General features: G+C 31.8%; 20 protein-coding genes. 15 read left to right on the top strand and 5 right to left on the bottom strand.

Features of this window, described 5'->3' with window-relative positions; genetic code table 11:
• Nucleotides 1–2 precede the first annotated feature (2 nt).
• The 8 genes from rnpA to AAEO58_RS03070 all read left to right on the top strand — a co-directional run bounded on the left by rnpA (nt 3) and on the right by AAEO58_RS03070 (nt 8211).
• Nucleotides 3–374, top strand: coding sequence for a ribonuclease P protein component (rnpA, locus tag AAEO58_RS03105; protein ID WP_264367871.1), 372 nt, complete (start codon nt 3–5; stop codon nt 372–374).
• Nucleotides 375–445: 71 nt separating this feature from the next.
• Nucleotides 446–2080: a S41 family peptidase gene (locus AAEO58_RS03100; protein WP_341681842.1), complete on the top strand. Its 1635-nt coding sequence runs from the start codon at nt 446–448 to the stop codon at nt 2078–2080.
• A gap of 1 nt (nt 2081) precedes the next feature.
• Nucleotides 2082–2933, top strand: a complete 852-nt coding sequence (locus AAEO58_RS03095; protein ID WP_341681841.1) for an OmpA family protein — start codon at nt 2082–2084, stop codon at nt 2931–2933.
• A 16-nt stretch (nt 2934–2949) separates the two neighbouring features.
• On the top strand, nt 2950–3660 hold the full coding sequence (locus AAEO58_RS03090; RefSeq protein ID WP_341681840.1) for a GLPGLI family protein: 711 nt from the start codon (nt 2950–2952) through the stop codon (nt 3658–3660).
• Between the two features lie 106 nt (nt 3661–3766).
• Nucleotides 3767–4426, top strand: a complete 660-nt coding sequence (locus tag AAEO58_RS03085) for a hypothetical protein (RefSeq protein ID WP_341681839.1) — start codon at nt 3767–3769, stop codon at nt 4424–4426.
• Nucleotides 4427–4557: 131 nt separating this feature from the next.
• The gene (locus tag AAEO58_RS03080; protein ID WP_341681838.1) at nt 4558–4815 is read left to right on the top strand and encodes a hypothetical protein; all 258 of its coding nucleotides are present in this window, start codon (nt 4558–4560) and stop codon (nt 4813–4815) included.
• 49 nt (nt 4816–4864) lie between these two features.
• On the top strand, nt 4865–5542 hold the full coding sequence (locus AAEO58_RS03075) for a GLPGLI family protein (RefSeq protein WP_341681836.1): 678 nt from the start codon (nt 4865–4867) through the stop codon (nt 5540–5542).
• 5 nt (nt 5543–5547) lie between these two features.
• Nucleotides 5548–8211 carry a TonB-dependent receptor gene (locus AAEO58_RS03070; protein ID WP_341681834.1) on the top strand — a complete coding sequence of 888 codons (2664 nt, stop codon included), beginning with the start codon at nt 5548–5550 and terminating at the stop codon, nt 8209–8211.
• 218 nt (nt 8212–8429) lie between these two features.
• On the opposite strand, the gene AAEO58_RS03065 is transcribed toward AAEO58_RS03070, so the two are convergent.
• The 4 genes from AAEO58_RS03065 to AAEO58_RS03050 form a co-directional block, all read right to left on the bottom strand.
• Entirely contained in the window at nt 8430–8876 is a 447-nt protein-coding gene (locus AAEO58_RS03065; RefSeq protein WP_341681833.1) for a GNAT family N-acetyltransferase, read from the bottom strand.
• Between the two features lie 36 nt (nt 8877–8912).
• Nucleotides 8913–9896: a DUF4837 family protein gene (locus AAEO58_RS03060; RefSeq protein WP_341681831.1), complete on the bottom strand. Its 984-nt coding sequence runs from the start codon at nt 9894–9896 to the stop codon at nt 8913–8915.
• A 16-nt stretch (nt 9897–9912) separates the two neighbouring features.
• Nucleotides 9913–11451 (bottom strand): lytic transglycosylase domain-containing protein, encoded by a 1539-nt coding sequence (locus AAEO58_RS03055; RefSeq protein ID WP_341681830.1) that lies wholly within the window; start codon nt 11449–11451, stop codon nt 9913–9915.
• Nucleotides 11452–11516: 65 nt separating this feature from the next.
• Nucleotides 11517–12704, bottom strand: a complete 1188-nt coding sequence (locus tag AAEO58_RS03050) for a phosphoglycerate kinase (protein ID WP_341681829.1) — start codon at nt 12702–12704, stop codon at nt 11517–11519.
• 156 nt (nt 12705–12860) lie between these two features.
• Here AAEO58_RS03050 and AAEO58_RS03045 point away from each other — a divergent pair, with 156 nt between their 5' ends.
• From AAEO58_RS03045 to AAEO58_RS03015, 7 genes are all read left to right on the top strand, one after another.
• On the top strand, nt 12861–14012 hold the full coding sequence (locus AAEO58_RS03045) for a DNA polymerase III subunit (protein WP_341681828.1): 1152 nt from the start codon (nt 12861–12863) through the stop codon (nt 14010–14012).
• 2 nt (nt 14013–14014) lie between these two features.
• Nucleotides 14015–14404 (top strand): DoxX family membrane protein, encoded by a 390-nt coding sequence (locus tag AAEO58_RS03040; protein ID WP_341681827.1) that lies wholly within the window; start codon nt 14015–14017, stop codon nt 14402–14404.
• A gap of 73 nt (nt 14405–14477) precedes the next feature.
• A complete protein-coding gene (locus AAEO58_RS03035; RefSeq protein WP_341681826.1) occupies nt 14478–15074 on the top strand; it encodes a TetR/AcrR family transcriptional regulator in 597 nt (198 codons plus the stop codon).
• Nucleotides 15075–15082: 8 nt separating this feature from the next.
• Nucleotides 15083–16417, top strand: coding sequence for a TolC family protein (locus AAEO58_RS03030; protein WP_341681825.1), 1335 nt, complete (start codon nt 15083–15085; stop codon nt 16415–16417).
• A 13-nt stretch (nt 16418–16430) separates the two neighbouring features.
• A complete protein-coding gene (locus AAEO58_RS03025; RefSeq protein WP_341681824.1) occupies nt 16431–17519 on the top strand; it encodes an efflux RND transporter periplasmic adaptor subunit in 1089 nt (362 codons plus the stop codon).
• A gap of 3 nt (nt 17520–17522) precedes the next feature.
• Complete coding sequence (locus AAEO58_RS03020; protein WP_341681823.1) at nt 17523–18746, top strand: ABC transporter permease; 1224 nt, start codon at nt 17523–17525, stop codon at nt 18744–18746.
• Nucleotides 18747–18749: 3 nt separating this feature from the next.
• Nucleotides 18750–19424, top strand: a complete 675-nt coding sequence (locus tag AAEO58_RS03015; protein WP_341681822.1) for an ABC transporter ATP-binding protein — start codon at nt 18750–18752, stop codon at nt 19422–19424.
• Here AAEO58_RS03015 and AAEO58_RS03010 read toward each other — a convergent pair.
• Nucleotides 19413–21689: a helix-turn-helix domain-containing protein gene (locus tag AAEO58_RS03010; protein WP_341681821.1), complete on the bottom strand. Its 2277-nt coding sequence runs from the start codon at nt 21687–21689 to the stop codon at nt 19413–19415. The two genes, AAEO58_RS03015 and AAEO58_RS03010, sit on opposite strands and share 12 nt — an antisense overlap.
• Between the last annotated feature and the right edge of the window lie 29 nt (nt 21690–21718).

The following is a 21718-nucleotide window of genomic DNA, read 5'->3' as shown; positions in this document are numbered from 1 at the left end:
ACATGAAATTCACTTATCCCAAACACGAAAAATTAAAAAGCAAAACCACGATTGACTTGTTGTTTTCGGAAGGGAAATCGGTTTCAAAATATCCGTTACGTTTGGTTTATGTAGAAAATACAGAACCTAATGCGGAACTCATTAAAATGGGTGTTTCAGTCTCTAAAAAATACTTTAAAAAAGCGGTAGATCGCAATTATTTCAAACGTGTTTTGCGCGAAACCTATCGTTTAAACAAGCATCTTTTGATTGATAATTTAGAAAAACCACATGCGTTTATGTTTTTCTATCAAACAAAAGAGCGACTTTCCTATCAAGAAATTGAAGAGAAAACCATCCAACTTTTTCAAAAATTCAACGAAAGGCAGAAGTAAATTGCACTTTTGGTTTAATTTTTGCTCAAGATTCTTTACTTTCGTAAACTAGTATAATTCAATACTTCAACATGAAAAAATATTTCAGAGGAAAAATTATCATTCCTGTTCTGGCTGCGGGTTTCTTATTTGTGGGTGTTAGTTTCAAGAACGACTTTTTTGAAATTGCCAAGCAAATTGAAATCTTTACTGGACTTTTCAAAACCGTTAACCAAAATTACGTGGATGAAACCAATCCGGGTGAAATGATGGATAACGCCATAAAAAACATGTTGAAAGAATTAGATCCGTACACAGTTTTCTTTAACGAACAAGACGTTTTAAAATTCAAAATCAACAATACGGGCGAATACACTGGTATTGGCGCTATGGTGCAACGCAAGGAAGGAAAAGTTTTTCTAAAAGAAATTTACAAAGGCTTTCCAGCCGATAAAGCCGGTTTAAAAGCTGGTGATGAGGTAATTCAAATTGGAGATATTAGCTTAAAAGAATACAAAGAAGACGCTTCGCAATTGTTTCGTGGCGCAAAAAACACGAAAGTTGAAATTCAATACATTCGTCAAGGAAAAACGCAGAACGCAACTATTATTTTAGATGATGTTGAAATTAAAGCAGTTCCGTTTTTCTCGCTTTTAAAAGACAATACAGGTTACATTGTTTTAACGAAATTTACTGAAAAGGCGAGCTTTGAAACCAAAGCAGCATTGTTAGAACTTAAAAAACAAGGCGCTACCAAAATCATTTTAGATTTAAGAGGAAATCCGGGTGGTTTATTGCATGAAGCGGTTAACATTTGCAATCTTTTTGTTCCTAAAAACGAATTGATTGTAACCACAAAATCGAAAAATCCAAAACACAATTTAGAATATCGTACCAAAAACGAACCTATCGATTTAGAAATTCCGATTGCAGTTATTGTGGACGGGAAAAGTGCTTCGGCTTCAGAAATTGTGGCGGGTGCGATTCAGGATTTAGATAGAGGTGTAATTTTAGGAACCAGAAGTTTTGGAAAAGGATTGGTACAACGTCCATTGGATTTGTCTTATGGTACGCAAGTTAAAGTTACGATTTCAAGATATTACACCCCTTCTGGAAGATGTATTCAGGCTTTGGATTATTCGAAAAAAGACGAAAACGGAAAAGCAATCAAGAAAAATCAAACTGAATTCACTGCCTTCAAAACCAAAGCAGGAAGAACGGTTTATGATGGTGGTGGTGTTTTACCCGATATAGAAATTGAAGAAACAAAAATGGCAACCATTACGGATGCTGTAGTTAAAACAGATGCAATTTTTAACTTTGCTACGCAATGGTATTATAAAAACCCAACCGTTTCAGGAATTCCTACCATTTCAGATGCTGATTTTATTGCGTTTAAGACCTTTTTAAAACAAGAGAAAATCAGTTTAGACACCGAAACCAATAAAGCGCTTAAAAACGTGCTTGAAACGGCTAAAAAAGAAAAAATTGACACTCAAATTACGAATGAATACAAGCAATTAGAATTGGCTATTGAGAAAAATCAGGAAATGGAATTGGACAAAAACAAGAACCAAATCAAGAAACTAATTCAGGAAGATTTAATCACACGTTACCAATATCGCGAAGGTTTATATCAATTTTATACCAAAGAAAACTTGGAAATTGAAAAAGCCATTTCGCTTTTAAACAATCAAACGCAATACAAATCGATATTAAAAAAATAAGATGACACGTTTATTTTCCCTACTATTTTTACTTTTCACAGTAGTATCCTTTGCTCAAGAAGAAGAAGAAGTTCACTCTATATTTTTCGAGTTTGACAGATACAATTTAAAAGAAGAACAAGCCAATGCCGTAGTAGCATTCGTTAGCAAAATTGACACTTCGCGCATCGAATCGGTTCAGATTTTTGGCTATTGTGATGATAGAGGAAAAGATGCTTACAATTACACCTTATCAACTAACAGAGCCAATACCGTTAAAAACAAGCTAATTGAAAGAGGTATCAAAAGTAAAATTATCATTACGCTTGAAGGAAAAGGCAGAATCATGCTTGATGAAGACATGCAAACCAACGTTCCTGAAGCGCGTTCTAAAAACCGAAGAGTGGACGTAGTTGTAAATTTCAAACCCATTGTAATTGAAGATTTAAAAATTCCTGGCGTTTATAGTACGATTAAAAAAGATAGAATTGTAGGTGATAGAATTTACTTAGACCACGTTTTGTTTGAAAGAGGAAGCAGTCAATTAACCTACAAAGCCAAGAAAGAATTAGACCGAATTGCCTTAGAATTACACAAATACAAAAACATTCACTTCGAGATTCAAGGTCATGTTTGTTGTACACCAACCTTCCAAAAAGAAGCTGTTGATCGTGATACTAAAAAGCGTGAATTATCAATAAATCGTGCTAAAAGAGTGTACAATTACTTTTTGATGAAGCGTATTAGTAAAGTTCGAATGAGCTATAAAGGCTATGGTAATACCCAATCTTTAAAACAAGGAAGTACTTTGGATAGAAGAGTGGAGCTTTTAATTACTAAAAATGATGTGGTTAAAGTAGAACCGAAGAAGTAGATTAAAAAAACGCATCATGAAATATTTCTTTTTTTGTATAGTAACTCTTTTTACTACTATTGCTTTTTCTCAAAAAAAAGGAACCATAACCTATAATTTCAAAATTTTAGAGGATGAAAAATTCATTAAAAACGAAGTTATTGGTAAGTATTACTTACAAGCAATTGAAGGTGCAAAGCATCTTAAATTTGAATTGACATTCAATGATTCCATTTCAGAATTTAAACTCATGAAAAACATGGCTTTGGATGGAGAAAATTTAAATGAGGCTATAATGAATAGCAGATCTAGAAAAGAAATTTACATATTCAAAAATAAAATCTATCGTAATAATTATGGCAGTCTTTTTAAAGAAAATGAGTTTTTAATAATAGATCCTTTAAACCAAAATTGGGTGTATACAAATGAATCCAAAATCATCGATGGCTACACTTGTTATAAGGCAACTAATGAATATATAGTGGATAATGGAAAAATCTTCAAACATCCAGTAATTGCTTGGTTTTGTCCACAAATTCCTATTTCAATTGGACCTAGAGGATATGGTGGTCTTCCTGGTTTGATATTAGAATTACAAGAGTGGAATAGTGTTTTTGGTGTTGAAAAAATTGCGTTTTCAAATGATATTAAAGAAATTGTATTACCAAAAGAAGGTAAAATAATTAGTGAGCAAGAATATCAAAATAAAGTTGGTGAAGCAGTAAACAGGGAATTCAGAAGCAATTAATTAACAAAAAGTATGGTTTTTTGATACATTATGTTAAAAGTTAAAAAGACAAATCAAGGATATTGTTTTTTTAATTAGTTTACATTGTATTTGTAAAGCCAAAATCATGAATATACTAATCGTTGACGACCATTCTGGATATTTAGAATCGCTTAAAAGTATTGTTACTTATGCGTTTGAAGATGCAAAAAATCTTGAAATCACAAAAAGTCAAAATTGTGAAAATGCTATCCAAATTATTAAACAGCATGTAGCAATAAATAAAACATTTGATCTTGCTATTATTGATTACATCATGCCTCCATACAATGAAGAAGAAATCAATAATGGTGGTGATTTATGCACATACCTTAAAAAAGTTATGCCTACTTGTAAAACTGTAATTAACACAGGCATATTAGAAGATTTTACATTGTTTGAGATTGATCAAAAAGTAAAGCCCGATACACTAACCTTAAAAAGCGATTTAAGTGTTGAGGATTATATAAAAGTTATGCAAGAAATTATGCAAGGCAAAAAATTTAAAAGTCCCTACGTTACAGAAAGAATTAATGAAATATGGAAACACAAAACCTTTACTCAAGAACAAAACAGAAAAATTGTAGAGTTATTAGCCTTGGGATACAAAATAAAAGAAATTGCAAATGCATTGTCTTTGTCTGAGGTTGCTATTCAAAAACGTATTGTAAAAATTAAAGAAACTTTAGAAATAAAAGATTGTAATACCAGCATTTTAAGAGAAGCTAAACGCAGAGGTTATGTTTAACCAAACCAACATGTATGGTTTTATAATACATTTTGTTAAATTTAATAGTTGCCATTTTGAAGTTCATCTTTAAATATTAAAATTTGATTTGGATATCCAAAATAAACTATTAATTTTAAAATTTAAACAAAATGAAAAAAATGATTTTTAGTGCCGTAGCACTTGTAGCGTTTTCTTTTGCTGGTATGGCAAATGAAGTAAAAGAGAAAAAAACTGAAGTTAAAACAACAGAATCAATGGATTGTCAAGACCAAGCTGACTATGAATATGAATTAGCCTTACTTTTTGGTATGAATGAAAATCAAGCTATTTTACACTCTAATGTTTGGTATGCAATTTGCTCAGGATATACTTCAATCAATCCAAGTATATTAAAATATATTAATTAATAAAAATTGGCTGATGTACTTAAGTACATCAGCCAAAAAACAAAACAAAATGAAAAGAAAAATTTCAATTATACTATTATTTATGAATTTAGCCACTTCGTATTCTCAAAACATAAAAAAAGTTGAATATGGTGTGCTTTTTAATATTGAAGAAATCACAGATGAAAGAATGAAAAATTCTTTTTTTATAAAAACAATAAATGAACATAAAGAAAATATATTTTTTGATTTAATTTTCAATGACAGCGTTTCAAATTTTAAAACGCAAGAACTATTAAATGTTGAGAACAAAGGAAAAATAAATTATGCATCATACATGGTTATTGATGGAGAATATTATTTTAATTCAAAATCTTCAATTTTAATAAAAAAACTAGATGATTTGGATTATATAATTACCAACAAATTAAATTGGACGTTACACACTGAAGAAAAAATCATTGATGGTATGAAGTGTTACAAAGCTACTTCTGAAAAAACTGTAATAAATTCTAAAGGAAAATTTGTTTTTCCTATTACCGCTTGGTATACGCCAGATTTGCCATACTCATTTGGCCCAGGAATTTTTATTGGTTTACCAGGTTTAGTTTTAGAAGTTCGCGATAGAAACTTTGTGATTTTTGCAAAAAAAATTGATTTAAAAAGCAACGAAAAGGTTAAAGAAATTTCCATGAATAAAACAATTACTGAAGAAGAATATTTAAAAAAAATCTTGAATAAAAATTAATTTCTTTGAAAGATTATTTAAAACTTATATTTCTGTTTTTCCCTTTATTCTCACTTTCCCAAACCTTAACCGGCACAGTGAAAGATTCCCTTGGAAACCCATTACAAAATGCCAATGTAATTGCTAAACCTTTAGTGGAAAAACAAGGGTTAAAATTTGCTATTGCCGATCATTTGGGGCGTTACAAATTAGAATTAGAAAAAGATGTTCCGTATGAAGTTCGAGTTTCGTATTTAGGTTTTGTAGAAGAAATCTTAAATCTTCCGGCAAATTTTTCGCAAAAAGAACACCATTTTAAACTCAAAGAAAACGGGCAAGAATTAAAAGAAATCACCATAACCTACGATTACAAACCGGTTGTGGTTAAAAAAGATACTTTAATTTATGATGTAAAAGCTTTTGCTAATGGCAACGAACGCAAACTTAAAGAACAATTAGAAAAATTGCCTGGAGTTGAAGTAGATAAAAACGGAGGCGTAACCGTTCAGGGCAAAAAAGTAACTAAGTTTTTAGTAGAAAATAAATCGTTTTTTGGTGGTGGCACCAAATTAGGCGTAGAAAATATTCCTGCTGATGCCGTAGATAAAGTTGAAGTAATAGACAACTTTAACGAAGTTGGTTTTCTAAAACAAGTTTCCGATTCTGAAGACTTGGCCATGAACATCAAACTGAAAGAAGACAAAAAGAAATTCATTTTTGGTGATGTTGATGCAGGTGCCGAAGTTGCTGATGATAATGGGTTTTATTTAGGTCACGCTGCTTTGTTTTATTATGCGCCAAAAACGAATGTGAGTTTCATTGGCGACCTCAACAACATTGGTAAACGTACTTTTTCTTTTCAAGACATGATGCGTTTTCAAGGTGGTACTAGTAGTTTTATTTCGGGAAGAAAACAATTGACCGATTTGTATTCGTTTGCAAACGATAACACCGATGTCATAGAAAATAAATCGCAATTTAGCGCTTTGAACTTTCGCCAAGAAATCAATTCTAAATTAGATGTGGAAGGTTTTGCTATTTTTTCTAAACTTTTTACCAGTACTTTAACCGAAAGTTCTATCGAATATCTTCAAAACACAACCGCAACCTCAGAAGAACGCATCAATAAAGGTGAAAATAAATCGATTTTAGGCATTGGAAACATAAAACTAAACTACACGCCCAACACCAAAGAGAAATGGTTTTACAACGGCCAATTTCAATCGAGCGCCAATGACATGACTTCGGTTTTAAATTCAAGACTCGATGGACAACAAACTTCTTTTGAAACGTTGAATTCAGCTGATAATGTTCAAATCAAGCAGTTTTTAGAATGGCATAAACAAGTAAATTCGAAACATACGACCACTTTGGTCATCAATCAAAGTTACGACAATCAAAAACCCATCAATACTTGGTTAACCGATACTGAATTCTTAACTGGATTAATTCCGTTAGAAAATGATTCATTTTACAACATTCAGCAAGTAAAAAAAGTAAAAAATAGTAGTGTTGATGCACTTTTTAAACATTATTGGATTATCAACAATTACAATCATTTGTATACCAATGTTGGAAATAATTTAGGAACAACACAACTACAAATCACCGAAAAACAATACCTAACCGACGGAACAATCAATGATTTTGCTACCGACGGTTTTGGTAACGATATGGATTATTTGCTAAATGATTTGTATTTAGGTTTAGAATATAAGTTTAAAATTGGAAAATGGGTGAACAAACCTGCCATTTATGCCCATTACTATCATTTGAAAACGCAACAAATTGCAGCTGATTACACCTTAAACAACACATTTTTACAACCTAGTTGGTTAAGCGAATACGAATTCAATCAATCGGAAAACTTAAAATTCAATTATCGTTTGGTGAATGAATTTCCAGAAGCGAATCGTTTGTTAGAACGTTATACTTTACAAAGTTATAATTCGGTTTTTAGAGGAAATGCGTTGTTGCGAAACGAACGTTTTCATAATGCAACTTTAAACTATTCCAAAACCAGTATGTATCGCGGCATCATGTTGTTTGCTAATGCAAGTTTTACCAAAAAAGTAAGAACCATTCGTAATGAAATTGGTTTAGATGGCATCAATCAATTTACAACGCCAACCATTACGGATAATCCAGAAACTACTTATCGTATTTATGGAAATATTGATAAAAAAATTCACAAATTTAGATTGGGTTTAAATGCAAATTTATCTTGGTTCAACTACGTTCAAACGGTAAATAATCAAACGATAATCAACGATAGAAATAATCAAAGTATTGGAATTAAGTTACGAACAGCCAACAAAAAATGGCCAAGTGCAAGTATAAGTTATAATAAAATGTTTAGTCAATTTTCAGGATTAACCAATTCATCGCTAACTTCAGATAGATTGGGTTTTGATTTTGATATCGATTTTTGGAAACATTTCAATTTTAAAACCGATTACGAAGTAACGTTCAACGAAAACAGCAACAACATTGCAACTGATTTTAGAATTGCCAATGCGTATTTGAGTTATCAAAAGAAAAACAACCCGTTCCGTTTTGAACTTTCGGCACAGAATTACTTGAATAATGGTACTAAAATCAACAACTCTTTCTCCGATTTTATGATTTCAAGTTCTACAACATACACATTACCGAGAATTGTAATGTTGACGATTAGTTATAAGTTGTAGCAAGAGCAAAAATCAAATTCAAAAATCAAGGGCAAATTCAAACAAAATTTCAAAACTTGAAACCTGAAACAAAATCTTAGTGAGCTTTGTGCCTTCTTTGTGTTCGTTGTGTTTAAAAGAAACGCTTAACAGCGTGACAAAATAGAAGTAAAATGGCTCTGTGGAACTCTACTCAACACATTTTATATCAAAAAAACTCGGAGAATCTCTGTGAAAAATTAACTCCTCTTCATCTGAATATGCGGAATATCATCTTCTAAATACATTTCACTGGTTTGGATAAATCCGTGTGATTCGTAGAATTTTTTGAGATATTCTTGAGCTGAAATGGTTATAGCGGTTTCATTGAAATTTTCTTTAATCGCTTCAATAGAAACGCGCATTAAATCGTGACCGAATTTTTTATCGCGATACTTTGGGCTTACCACAACTCGTCCAATCGAAGTTTCATCAAAATAATAGCCTTTGTTGAACAAACGAGAATACGCTGCTAAATCGCCATTGTAATAGCCTAAAACGTGAAGTGCTTTCTCGTCTTTGCCATCAATGTCTTGATAAACGCAATTTTGCTCCACTACAAATACTTCTGAGCGAAGTTGTAGCAAAGAATATAGTTCAACTGTAGAAAGTTCGTTAAATCGCTTTATTTTGAATGTTATTTCCATGATAAAAAAGAAGTTCCCTTTGAAGGGAACTTGATATTATTTTAAAAACTTTACCGACTGAATTATCGCTTCCAATTCGAAAACTAAATCACGCTTCGATTTTGACGGATTATAAGTGAATCCTTCTAAAATTAAATAGCGGTTATTTTTTGTGTCTTTGATTGCGTAATTAACAAATGGTCCAGCCATGAAATCGTTTTTCAATTCCCAAGTTCCTTTGGTTAAATACGTTTTTTTACCTGCAACGTTTACATCAAACAAATAAGGAGCATAAGCTGCTTCCGTAATCATCCATGTATTTGGTAGTGTTCCGTGAATGTTAGCTTTTCCTATTTCATCACGCATTGCTGTAATGTTAGCGATGATATTATTATCTTTTTCTACTTTCTCAATTGGAACCTGATAAATTAAAATACTATTATAACCTGAGGTAAATTCTTTTCTTAACCAAATGAAATTATCTTTTACCATATCGTATTTATAACCAAAACCAATTTGCAAACTCACACCAAACTTACTTTGCACTTGAGTATCTTGAACCAACGATTTTTTCATTCGGATTTGATTCTCAATTACTTCCGATGCTTTGATTGTTTTAATAATCTCGGCTGATTTTTCTTCTAAAACCTTTAAAACATCTTCGGTATCTGTACCAGAAATGAAAAATACGTTTTGTGGTTTTGCATATTTGTTGGTATTCGAAGCATATCCAGCTTCTTTATCTTTTTTAACAATGATTATGTTTCGACTTTTGCGAACAAATCCTTCAAAAACCTTTGTTGGATATTGATTTAAAGTAAACAATGGTTCTTCTTGTGGTAAACCATCTACTGGAGCGGCAAACTTTTTACGAATGCTGTCTCCAATTTCTCCGTTCCATAGGTTGTCATCAATAATAATAGAAACATTATTGATTTTACCATTAGAATCTGATAAAATGGCTTGCGTTTCTTCTTTAGAGTTTTCTTTACAAGATAAAAACGATAAGGCTACGAAAGTTAAAACTGCTAATTTTTTCATGGGGTAAAACAATTGATTATCCGTTAATTTTTAATTTCATTCCGGGTTGAATATTATCACCGCTAATATCGTTCCATTTTTTAATATCTTCTATGGAAACGCCTGGAAATTGTTTTGAAATTGAAAATAATGAATCACCACTTTTAACGGTATAAGTCCCGTCGTTATTAGATTTAGACTCTGTTTTAACGATTACTTTTTTATCCGAATAAATTTTTAATTTTTTTCCTGCCTGTATGGTATTTCCTTTTATGCTATTCCATTTTTTTAGTTCAGTTATGGAAACATTATACTTATCGGCAATTTTTCCTAAACTTTCACCACTTTTGATGGTGTGGAATTGAGTTTTTCGCTCAAATTTAGGTTTACTTACATAAGTAGAATCCGCAGTAGATGCTATCGAATCTTTTGAAGTGGAAGCAATGAATTCTGATTTTGTTTTTTCTTTATAGGTTTCTAAATAATTTAAATAAGCGTAAATTTTCTCTTCGTTAGAAACAAATAATCCCATTTTATTTTTTGGCAAACGCAAGTAATGCGGTTCATCTGCTTCAAACGGAATTACTTTTAATTTATAAATCGGATTTAAAAACTCTAATTGCTCTTCCGAAATATCCAATAAATCCGAAATATGTTTGAAAGACATTTGCTTTTTCACCATAATCGTATCCGTTTCAAAATACGTTAATGGTGCTTTTTTAGGCATAATTCCGTGCTCTTTTTTGAACTCGTAAATGTAAAAAGTCGCTAAAAATGCAGGAACATAATTCGCCGTCTCTTTCGGAAGGTTTTTACGAATATTCCAATAATTTTGGCTTCCGCCCGAACGACGAATTGCTTTTGAAACATTTCCAGGTCCGCAATTGTACGCCGCTAAAACCATGCTCCAATCGCCAAAAATTCCATATAAACTTGATAAATATTGACAAGCTGCTTCGGTAGCTTTTAACGGATCGTAACGCTCATCAACATAAGAAGTAACTTCTAAATTGTATTGTTTTCCTGTTGGGTACATAAATTGCCATAATCCAGATGCGCCAACTCTAGATTTCGCTCTAGGATTTAATGCTGATTCAACGATAGCTAAATATTTCAATTCCAACGGAATGTTATATTTTGCTAAATGCTCTTCAAACATTGGAAAATAATATTCAGATACCGCCATTAAACGCTCAAATGCTTTTGGACGGTTTTTCAAAAACGCTTTAATGGTGTTTTCTAAAGCCGGATTGTATTCGATATTAAAAGGCGATTTCGCATCCATTTTAGCCAATCGCTTTTTTAATAATTCAGTAGATAACTCATAACTTACTTCGGTATCTGCATTGAAATTCGAAATATCGGAAAACATATTATCAGACAATTCTGTGCTTGCTAATTCCGACAACCAACGTTCATCAATACAATTACTTGTGCTATGATTTACAAAAGTTGTTTTCAAAGAATCCAAATAGGACATTTTTGGCAACGGAAGTAAATTTTCTTTTTCTGCATTCTCTTGTCCGAAACTGAAAAGCGACAGAAAAAGGGATGTTATTATAATTGTTTTTTTCATTCTGTTTTTTGTTTTTGGGGCATGCTAATCATTAATAACTTAATAACCAGCGTTTTATTGTATTCTTAATCTAAAATAGCTGCAATACCAGGTAAGGTTCTACCTTCCAGCATTTCTAACATCGCTCCACCACCAGTAGAAACGTAACTCATCTTTGGCTCTAATCCAAATTGTTTTACAGCCGCAACACTATCGCCACCACCAACAAGTGAAAAAGCACCATTTGCAGTCGATTCTGCAATATATTCTCCTAACGAAATTGTTCCGTTTGCAAAATTTTCCATTTCAAAAACACCTAATGGACCGTTCCAAAGAATCGTTTTAGAATCTAAGATAATGCGTTTGATAATTTCTAACGATTTTGGGCCTGCATCTAAACCTTGCCAACCGTCAGGAATTTTATTCACATCTACCACTTGTGTATTGGCGTCATTTGAAAAGGCATCGGCTGCAACAACATCAACTGGTAAGTGAATTTGAACACCTTTTTCTTTAGCTTGTTTTAAAATTTCGATTGCCAATTCTAATTTATCGTCTTCACAAATTGAATTTCCGATTTTTCCACCCAATGCTTTTATAAACGTAAACGTCATTCCACCACCAATAATCATGTGGTTTACTTTATCTAATATATTTTCAATAACCGTAATTTTCGAAGAAACTTTACTTCCTCCTAAAATCGCAACAACTGGTTTTTCTGAATTTTTCAATACTTTTTCGATACTTTCAATTTCTTTCGCTAACAAATAACCAAAGCATTTTGCCTCTTTAAAAAATTGAGCAATAATGGTTGTGGAAGCGTGTGCTCTGTGAGCCGTTCCAAAAGCATCGTTCACATAAATATCACCTAAAGAAGCTAATTTTTTAGAAAATTCCACATCTCCTTTTTCTTCTTCAGCATAAAAACGTAAGTTTTCTAATAATAAAATTTCGCCCGGTTGAAGATTTTTTGCTGCATTTTCAGCAATTTCTCCTATACAATCTGAAGCAAAGTGTACTTTTTGACCTAAAATTTCTTCCGTTTTTGCAACGATATGTTGTAACGAATATTTTGCTTCAACACCTTTTGGTCTTCCTAAGTGACTCATTAAAATTACACTTCCGCCATCTTTCAATATTTTGTCAATTGTAGGCTTTGCAGCCTCGATTCTTGTAGCATCTGTAACTTTAAAATTTTCATCTAAAGGCACATTGAAGTCTACTCGGATAATTGCTTTTTTATTATTGAAATTGAAGTCGTTAAGTGTTTTCATTTATAGATTTTTTAATTCGAATGATTGCAAATATAAATTATTGTATCTTAAATCTTTATAACAAATATCATATTTTGTGTTTTTTTTAAATGTTGCAAAACCAATTTTTTGATTTCTTTTCTACCAATTTTGGTAATTTTTGATTAGGTTTGTTCCATGCTTTTCAAAGATATTTTAGGACAAGAACATATTAAAAATCACCTAACTAAGAGTGCCGAAGCCGGAAGAATTCCGCACGCTCAGTTATTTGTGGGACCCGAAGGTTGCGGAACGCTTCCTATGGCGATTGCGTATGCGCAATATATTTTGTGTGGTAATGTAGGTGGAGAAAATGTAGGAGATAATTCAGCTTGTAACCTAAAATTTGAACATTTTTCGCATCCCGATTTGCATTTTGTTTTTCCGGTTGCTACAACCGACAGTGTTAAAAGTCATGCTACTAGCGATCATTTCATGATAGAATGGCGTCAATTTTTAACCGAATCGCCTTACGGAAGTTTGTTTGATTGGTTGAAAAACCTTGGAATTCAAAATAAACAAGGGTTAATTGGAGTTGATGAAGCTACTGAAATCAATAAAAAATTATCATTAAAAGCCTACGAAGGTGGTTACAAAGTAATGATTATTTGGATGGCTGATAAAATGAATGGTCCTTCGGCAAATAAATTATTGAAATTATTAGAAGAACCGCCAGCCAAAACCGTTTTCATTTTAATTACCGAAAGCACCAGCGATATGTTGCAAACGATTCTTTCGCGATGTCAAGTGATTGATTTTATTGGTTTGAGTGAAAGTGTAATTGCAGAAGCTTTGGTTTCACGTGAAAATTGTGAACCAACTATTGCTAAAAAAATCGCGCATCAAAGCGAAGGAAATTACAACAAAGCATTACATATTTTAAGAAAAGAGGATGATGAATATCCTTTTGACGAATGGTTTGTAGAATGGGTAAGAAGTGCTTTTCGTGCCAAAGGAAATGCTGCTGCAATAAACGATTTAATTGTTTGGAGCGAAAACATTGCATCCACAGGAAGGGAAACGCAAAAACAATTTTTACATTATTGCATTCATTTCTTTAGACAGGCTTTATTGTTAAATTATCAGGCAAAAGAACTTGTTTTCTTAGAAACAAAAGTGCCAAAATTTGAATTGGAAAAATTTGCTCCGTTTGTAAATGGTGCAAATATTACAGATATTTACAAAGAATTAGAAGACGCTATTTACCACATTGAACGCAACGGAAATAGCAAAATTATCCTAACCGATTTGTCAATAAAATTAACTCGATTAATCCACAAAAACGCATAATTATGACACAAGTAGCTCCACTATTAGTTTTGGCTTTTTTAGCAATTACCTTTTTACAATCTGGATATGATAAAATTAAAGACTGGAAAGGCAATGTAGAATGGTTAAATGGTCATTTTTCAAATACTGTTTTAGCTAAGCAAGTGCCTTTGGCTTTGGGAATTGTATTGCTTTTAGAAATCGTTTCGGGTGTTTTATGTGTTTCTGGAATTATTCAAAACATCATGCAAGATAGTGTTATTCGTGGTTTAGGATTTTATGGTGCCATTTTATCTTGTATTACACTACTTTTTCTTTTATTTGGACAACGATTAGCAAAAGATTATGATGGTGCTAGAACGATTGTAATTTATTTTATTCCTGCTGTTTTATTGGTTTTTTGGTTGAATTAATTTAATATTTTCTTCGATTAAAGAGTGGTATAAAATATTTCAGTACCTTTGAAGTGTGAACATTCACTAACATATGATTACTACAAACGACATATCAAACAGACAACTTGAAATCATTGAAGTTTCAGGAAAAATACTTATAGAAAAAGGAATTAAAGGATTAACAACAAAAACAGTTGCTTCTGAAATGAATTTTTCTGAAAGTGCCATTTATCGTCATTTCAAATCAAAGGAAGAAATTTTAGTTGCCTTATTAAAGCTACTAAAACAAAATATGCATATTAGGTTAGCATCCGAACTTAAAGTTGAAAATACAGCAGCTGAAAACTTTAAAGCTGTTTTTGCAAGCCAGTTCAATTATTTTAAAAGAAATCCGCACTTTGTTGTAGCTGTTTTATCAGATGGCTTATTAGACGAATCAACAGAAATCAAAGCCATAATTCTTCAATTGATGCAAAACAAAATGCAGTTGATATCACAAATTTTAGAACATGGAAAACAAAAAAAGGAATTCACAAATGAAATTTCAACCGAAGATTTATTGCCTATAATTTTAGGCTCATTTCGATTTCAAATGTTAAAATGGAAACTTTCTGGTTTTCAATACGACATCGCTGTAGAAGGTAACAAAACTATTGATAACTTATTGATTTTAATACAAAAGAAATAAAAAACAGCATGAAAAAGTTAGTAAACATTCACAAACTACTACGAAAAGAATTTTTAATATTCTTTTGGATATTTAGTGGATTAAATAGTTTTTCTCAGGAAGAAAAAGTCGTCAATTCACTACCAGAATTACTACAACTTTCCAAAGAAAAAAATTATGCTTTGCAAAATGCAACATTGCAAACACAATTAGCTAATTTGACTAAAAAAACTGCCGTTGGAAATATATTAAATCCAAGAATTCCTGCATCAGCTCAATCCTTGAATAATTTTGAACAACAAGTAAGTTTTTTACCAGGAACCATATTTGGTTTGCCTGAAGGAACCTTTAAAGAAGTTACTATGGGACAACAATATACCAGCACTTTTTCGGTACAACCTCAATTTGATATTTTAAATTTTGGAAGTATTGCCCAAGTTAAAAGCGCAAAAATCAACGAACAATTAGTTGACAATCAAAACAAAATCAATGAGCAAAACATTTATAATCAAATTAATGGCGTGTATTTTAACTTGCTTTCGTTTGAAGTTCAGAAAAAAATTCTCCAAGAAAACATCAAAATTGGCGAAAATTTAGTTTTAATCAACCAAAACAAGTTTAACGAGGGAATTACAAGAAAACAAGATATAAATGAAGCAGAAGCTAATTTAATTGCGCTACAAGATAAATTATCGCAACTTATCTTGAACGAAAAAATACAAAATCAAAGTTTGGCACTTTTTTTAGAAAATGAATTTGATTTAAAACTTACAGAGCAGCTTTCACATTATGAAAATATAGAAGAATTGGTATCAACCAACTCTAATTTTAAAAGCGAAAACTACAAGTTACAATACCAAATGATGCAACAAGATTTAAAAATTGCTCGTTTACAACAATTGCCCGTTTTGTCGTTTATTTCTTCTTTTAACTGGCAAAACCTAAGTAATGAAAACTATTTTGATGCGAATTCTAATTGGGTTAATTTCAACTATGTTGGTTTAAAAGTTACTTGGGATTTTCCAACAAACGTGCAAAAATTAGCCACTGTTTACAATAAAAAAATTCAATTAAATCAATTGAAAAATAATAAAGAACATGCCGAAAAAGAAAATGAATTTGCTAATAAACAATTGGAAATTGAGTACGAAAAAGCGATTGAGCAATACAAAAATTTCAAAAAAATATATGTGCTAAAAAAAGACACTTTTGAAAAAAATTTCAATCAATATCAAGAACAAATTTTACCATTAGACAAACTATTAATTTCGCAAAACGATTTGCTAATCAGCGAAATAAACATGGTTAATGCTCTGGCAAACATAGGATTCTCAAAAAATAAAATTGTGATAAACAACAACTAAAAAAATATTCAAAATGAAAAACAACATTCTTATTTTACTAGTGCTTTCTACTTTGTTTTCATGTGGAACAAAAGAAGAAGGAAAGCCTGTTGTACAAGATATTAAAGAATTAGTTTTTGCTTCGGGCGAATTAGAATGGGACAATTCCTATAATCTAACCGCTCAAACCGACGGGATTTTAGTAAATGCAACTTTTGACGTTGGAAATAAAGTAACTGAAAACCAAATTATTGCTTCAATTGACAATAAAACCAATGAAAACAATACCGTTTCAGCTAAAGATTTGGTAGTTATTTCCAAAGAAAACTTAACGGATAATTCTCCTGCCTTGCAACAATTACAACAAAATATAAAGTTTGCAGAAAGCAAATACCAGCAAGATAAAACACAAGCCGAACGCTACAAAAGATTATACAATTTGCAAAGTATTGCCAAAGTTGAATATGAAAACATGCAATTAGTCGCTGAAAATTCATTGTCGCAATTGAATGCTTTGAAAAAACAGTATCAACAAGTTTTACAGCAATCCAAACAAAATTACATCAACATTGAAAATCAATTCAAAAACAATCAAGTGGTTTTAGGGTATAATAAATTAATTATTCCACAAAAAGGAACAATTATTAAGAAGATGAAATTCTCTGGTGATTATGTGAAAAAAGGAGATGTAATAGCTGTAATCGCAGATGAAAATAAAGTGGAAGGCGTTTTAAATGTAGATGAAAATAGTATTGGAAAAGTAAAAATTGGTCAGACTGTTTTTGTGAAATTAAACACCAATAAAAACGAAGTTTTTAATGCGAAAGTAAGTAAAATATTAGCCGCTTTTGATGAGCAAACACAATCGTTTATTTGTAAAGTAATTTTTGATAAACCTTTAAATACTTCGCTGTATGGAACGCAATTAGAAGCTAATATTTTAGTTGGAGAAAAGAAAAATGCACTATTAATTCCAAGAAACTTTCTAGGTTTTGGAAACAAAGTAATGATAAAAGGGAAAGACGAAGCAGTTATCGTGAAAACAGGAATAGTTTCTACAGAATTTGTAGAAGTTTTAGAAGGAATTACTAAAGAAGATGTTTTATTACCTTTAAAACCCTAAGCTATGAACATCAATACCGAAATAGCAAAAACGTATATTATTTCCAACAAAAAATTAACTGCTGTTGCGGCTGCTGGTGTAGTTTTAGGGATGTCAATTTATATTTTCATGAATTGCATGCTAGTTGGTTTTGATGTAAGTTCTAGCGCCAGTATTTTTAAAACAACTGCGCATATTCGAGTTTATAAAGATGATGAAATAAGTAAGGTTTTAGTAAAAAATTCCAATGAAAATTACTTGATTATTAATCCGAAAATTGTTCCTACCAATAATACAATTATCAATCCGAATTTAATTTCTGAAACCATATTAAAACAACCCGAAGTTACAGTCGTAACGCCTCAAGTTAATGTAAATGTTTTCTATAACAACGGGAAATCTCAAATATCTGGTTTAGCAATTGGCATAAAACCTGAAGAAGCGAATGTGATGTACAACATCAAATCGTTTATGGCGGAAGGTAATTTTGACCTTTTAAAATCGAATCCAAACGGAATTATCATTGGAAGTGGAATTGCTGAAAAAATGAATGCAAAAATTGGAGATAATATCAACTTAACTTCTTCAAAAAGTGTAAATAAAACGTATAAAGTCGTAGGTATTTTTAAAACCAATAATTCAAAAGTTGATAAAACAAATTCCTATGTAAATTTAGCCAGTTCTCAACAATTATTGAAGGAGGGAGCGTCTTATATAACTGACATTAACGTTAATATTATTGACCCAGAAAAGGCAAAAACAATAGCAGAAAAACTCTCTAATTTAACAGGTTATAAAGCAGAAGGATGGAAAGAAGCTAACGAAACTTTTATGGCTGCCAATAAAATGCGAAAAATCATCATCACGTTTGTTTCCTTCACTATTTTACTAGTGGCTGGTTTTGGAATTTATAACATTTTAAACATGACGGTTTCCCAAAAAATTAATGATATTGCCATTTTAAAAGCTATGGGTTTTAAAGGAAAAGATGTTATTAGAATATTTGTAACACAAGCGGTAGCCATTGGAATCATGGGGGTTATTGGCGGAATGATTATCGCAACCGTTTTAATAACTATTTTAAAAAATGTATATGTAGGTGGTGATATTGGCTATTTCCCAATTGATTATGAACCTTTAAAATATTTGCAAGGTGTTCTTATTGGTTTGGTAATTACTTTTTTCGCTGGATACATTCCTGCTAAAAAAGCGGCACAAGTGGATCCTGTTACCATTTTTAGAAAATAAATTATGCGACAAACTATACTAAAAACCGAAAATGTAGATAAATATTTCTCCGATCCAATTGAATTTCAAGTGTTGAAAAACATTTCTTTTGAAGTTCAAAAAGGAGAATTTCTATCCATGGTGGGGAAATCGGGCAGTGGAAAATCTACGTTGCTATATGTTTTGTCAACTATGGATACCGAATATAAAGGAAATTTATTTATTGATAACGAATTAATGACGGGTTTATCTACCGATAAATTAGCAGCAATTCGAAATGAAAAAATTGGATTTGTCTTCCAATTTCATTACTTGCTTTCTGAGTTTACATGTTTAAAAAATGTCATGATTCCCGCAATTAAACTTGGGAAATATTCCGAAATAGAAATCGAAGAAAAAGCATACGAAAAACTAAAAATCCTTGGGTTAGAAGATCAAGCTTTAAAACCAGCAAATAAACTATCGGGAGGGCAACAACAACGAGTTGCAATTGCTCGTGCATTAATAAACGACCCATTATTAATCATGGGTGACGAACCTACTGGGAATTTAGACAGTAAAAACACGAATATTGTTTTTGATATTTTTCAGGAATTAACTCAAAACTATGGTCAAACCATTATCGCAGTAACACACGATGATGATTTTGCAAAGAAAAGTGACCGAATTATAGAAATGAAAGATGGGTTAATTATTTAAACTCGCTTTATACAAACGTAATTCATCCCAGGAAAATTTATCGCCGTGAATTTCTTTTAATTCGCCTAAACTTTCGCCTTTAAAATCTTTAAAAGCAGCTTTTAAATCGGATATTTTATCTTCTGGTAAAATGTCAGAAAGTTGCACTATTTCCATTTGAATCAACTTGGTAAAATGGTTGTAGATGGTTTGTGGAGTGAGTTTTCGTTGCTTTGCAATTTCGTAAATTGATAGGTTCTGTTTCCACAATTCCAAAGTATCTTCGATAGTAGATTTCTTTGGTTCTTTTGTTTTTTTCTTTTTCGAATCGGTGTAATACGAAACCTCTTCGTCGTCTTCCACTAAAGCAGCTTTCGAAGTTCTAAAGCGCTCAGCAACAACCACTAACTTGTTGATTTTGTAAGTACTCATGTCTTCCGAAATTAAATTTTTCTTCGAAATTTCTTTTCCTTCGACAATGATGTTGGTGAGCAATTTTGCTTTTTTAAGTTGTAAAATCGCTTTGATTTGAAGTTCTTCTAAAACCAATAATTCATCATAAAAAGCTTTTACTTTTTTGATGCGTTTTACTTCTTCAATTTTCAATAACAATTCTTCGGCAACGTTATCTAACGTTTTAAAAAAGTACTGATAAGCCGCATCACATCGTTCTTTAACAAATTTGATATCCAGATTTTCATCGTAGAAAATTTTCTGTAATTGGGACATAAATTTCCCCGAAGGTTCTAAAATTTCGGCGATTTTATCGTGTTGGATTTTTGCCCAGTCGTTATGCTTTGTTTTTGGCGATTTTGGTGCTTCGGAATTATAACTGAACAAATGATTGCGCCATTCTTGACCTAATTCTTTGAAATCAAATGAATTAAGCAATGTATTCAACCAAAAAAATAATGTTTCTTTAGCTAACGAATGTTGTAAGATTTCTTCGGAAGCTTTGTTTTCAGCATAATTCAGCACTTCTTCATCACTCGAAATGCCATTCATTCGCAACGGAGAAAGCAAAATAAGCCCTTTTAACGAACGCAAACGTGACAAAGCCACATATGCTTGTCCGGGCGCAAAAACTTGCGAAACATCGAGAGCTGCTTTGTCGAAAGTTAGTCCTTGACTTTTATGAACGGTAATCGCCCAAGCCAATTTGATAGGGTAGTGGACAAAAGTTCCAATGACTTCTTCTTCAATTTCTTTAGTATTTTCGTTGACTTTGTAACGAATGTTTTGCCATTCATAACGTTCTACTTCGATGGTTTTGTTTTCCTCTGGAAAATGAACAAAAATTTCCTTTTCGGTTAACGAACTGATAACGCCCATTTTTCCGTTGAAGAATTGCTTTTCGAAATTCAAATCGTTTTTAATAAACATGACTTGTGCCCCGACTTTTAGTTGCAATTTTTCTTCTAACGGATATATTTTTTCTGGAAAATCAGCTGTGATTTCTGGTAAATAGGTGAATTGCTTTCCTTCTAAATCTTCTAAAGATTTTGAATTTATTGTATCTGCTTTGGAATTATGCGTGGTTAAAATGATAAAACCTTTATTTTTCTTCAGATCAAAATTGGGTTGTACAAATTGATTCAGAATTTTAACATCTTCTGAAGTGATTTTATTGTGACGTAAATTGTTCAAAACATCAATAAATTCGGCATCTGTTTGACGGAAAATCTTATCTAATTCGATATATAAAGGCGGATATTGCTGAATAATGTGCGAATGAAAAAAGAACATGCCTCGATAGTAACTCTTCAGCATTTCCCATTCTTCATTTTTTACCACTGGTGGTAATTGTAGTAAATCTCCTATAAATAAAACTTGAGCTCCGCCGAAAGGTCTTTCATTTCTGCGTACTTTTCGCATCATAAAATCCATCGCATCTAATACATCAGCACGCAACATAGATACTTCATCAATTACCAACAATTCCATATTTCGAATTACGGAACGTTTCACGTTATTCATTTTGAAATGGCGTCCTAACGAATCACGATTTTCGAATTTTACAGTGTCTGAAAAATGTGGAAGTTGCTTATTGTCAGGAATAAAGGCGGCAAAAGGCAATTGAAACATCGAGTGAATAGTAACGCCATTTGCATTCAAAGCGGCAATTCCTGTAGGTGCTACAACGACAGTGTTTTTGTGTGTTGTAGCGATAATTTCTTTTAAAAGTGTGGTTTTTCCGGTTCCTGCTTTTCCGGTGAGGAAGATGGATTTATTGGTTTGATTAATAAATCGGAGGGTGTAAGTGGCTGCGGCTGATAATGATTCCATTTGGCATATAAATTTGAAATACAAATATA

The sequence above is a fragment of the Flavobacterium helocola genome, from assembly GCF_038289885.1.
In the GTDB taxonomy this organism is placed as follows: domain Bacteria; phylum Bacteroidota; class Bacteroidia; order Flavobacteriales; family Flavobacteriaceae; genus Flavobacterium; species Flavobacterium cheniae.
Note: the sequence above shows the minus strand (reverse complement) of the source record. Positions and strands in the feature narration are given on the sequence as shown.

Excerpts from the sequence above, each read along its gene's own strand:
- AAEO58_RS03085 (WP_341681839.1), top strand. The coding sequence starts at position 3,767 with ATGAATATACTAATCGTTGACGACCATTCTGGATATTTAGAATCGCTT.
- AAEO58_RS03045 (WP_341681828.1), top strand. The coding sequence starts at position 12,861 with ATGCTTTTCAAAGATATTTTAGGACAAGAACATATTAAAAATCACCTA.
- AAEO58_RS03010 (WP_341681821.1), bottom strand. The coding sequence starts at position 21,689 with ATGGAATCATTATCAGCCGCAGCCACTTACACCCTCCGATTTATTAAT.
- AAEO58_RS03040 (WP_341681827.1), top strand. The coding sequence starts at position 14,015 with ATGACACAAGTAGCTCCACTATTAGTTTTGGCTTTTTTAGCAATTACC.
- AAEO58_RS03075 (WP_341681836.1), top strand. The coding sequence starts at position 4,865 with ATGAAAAGAAAAATTTCAATTATACTATTATTTATGAATTTAGCCACT.
- AAEO58_RS03090 (WP_341681840.1), top strand. The coding sequence starts at position 2,950 with ATGAAATATTTCTTTTTTTGTATAGTAACTCTTTTTACTACTATTGCT.
- AAEO58_RS03025 (WP_341681824.1), top strand. The coding sequence starts at position 16,431 with ATGAAAAACAACATTCTTATTTTACTAGTGCTTTCTACTTTGTTTTCA.
- AAEO58_RS03095 (WP_341681841.1), top strand. The coding sequence starts at position 2,082 with ATGACACGTTTATTTTCCCTACTATTTTTACTTTTCACAGTAGTATCC.
- AAEO58_RS03050 (WP_341681829.1), bottom strand. The coding sequence starts at position 12,704 with ATGAAAACACTTAACGACTTCAATTTCAATAATAAAAAAGCAATTATC.
- AAEO58_RS03080 (WP_341681838.1), top strand. The coding sequence starts at position 4,558 with ATGAAAAAAATGATTTTTAGTGCCGTAGCACTTGTAGCGTTTTCTTTT.
- rnpA (WP_264367871.1), top strand. The coding sequence starts at position 3 with ATGAAATTCACTTATCCCAAACACGAAAAATTAAAAAGCAAAACCACG.
- AAEO58_RS03055 (WP_341681830.1), bottom strand. The coding sequence starts at position 11,451 with ATGAAAAAAACAATTATAATAACATCCCTTTTTCTGTCGCTTTTCAGT.
- AAEO58_RS03020 (WP_341681823.1), top strand. The coding sequence starts at position 17,523 with ATGAACATCAATACCGAAATAGCAAAAACGTATATTATTTCCAACAAA.
- AAEO58_RS03065 (WP_341681833.1), bottom strand. The coding sequence starts at position 8,876 with ATGGAAATAACATTCAAAATAAAGCGATTTAACGAACTTTCTACAGTT.
- AAEO58_RS03015 (WP_341681822.1), top strand. The coding sequence starts at position 18,750 with ATGCGACAAACTATACTAAAAACCGAAAATGTAGATAAATATTTCTCC.
- AAEO58_RS03035 (WP_341681826.1), top strand. The coding sequence starts at position 14,478 with ATGATTACTACAAACGACATATCAAACAGACAACTTGAAATCATTGAA.
- AAEO58_RS03100 (WP_341681842.1), top strand. The coding sequence starts at position 446 with ATGAAAAAATATTTCAGAGGAAAAATTATCATTCCTGTTCTGGCTGCG.
- AAEO58_RS03060 (WP_341681831.1), bottom strand. The coding sequence starts at position 9,896 with ATGAAAAAATTAGCAGTTTTAACTTTCGTAGCCTTATCGTTTTTATCT.
- AAEO58_RS03030 (WP_341681825.1), top strand. The coding sequence starts at position 15,083 with ATGAAAAAGTTAGTAAACATTCACAAACTACTACGAAAAGAATTTTTA.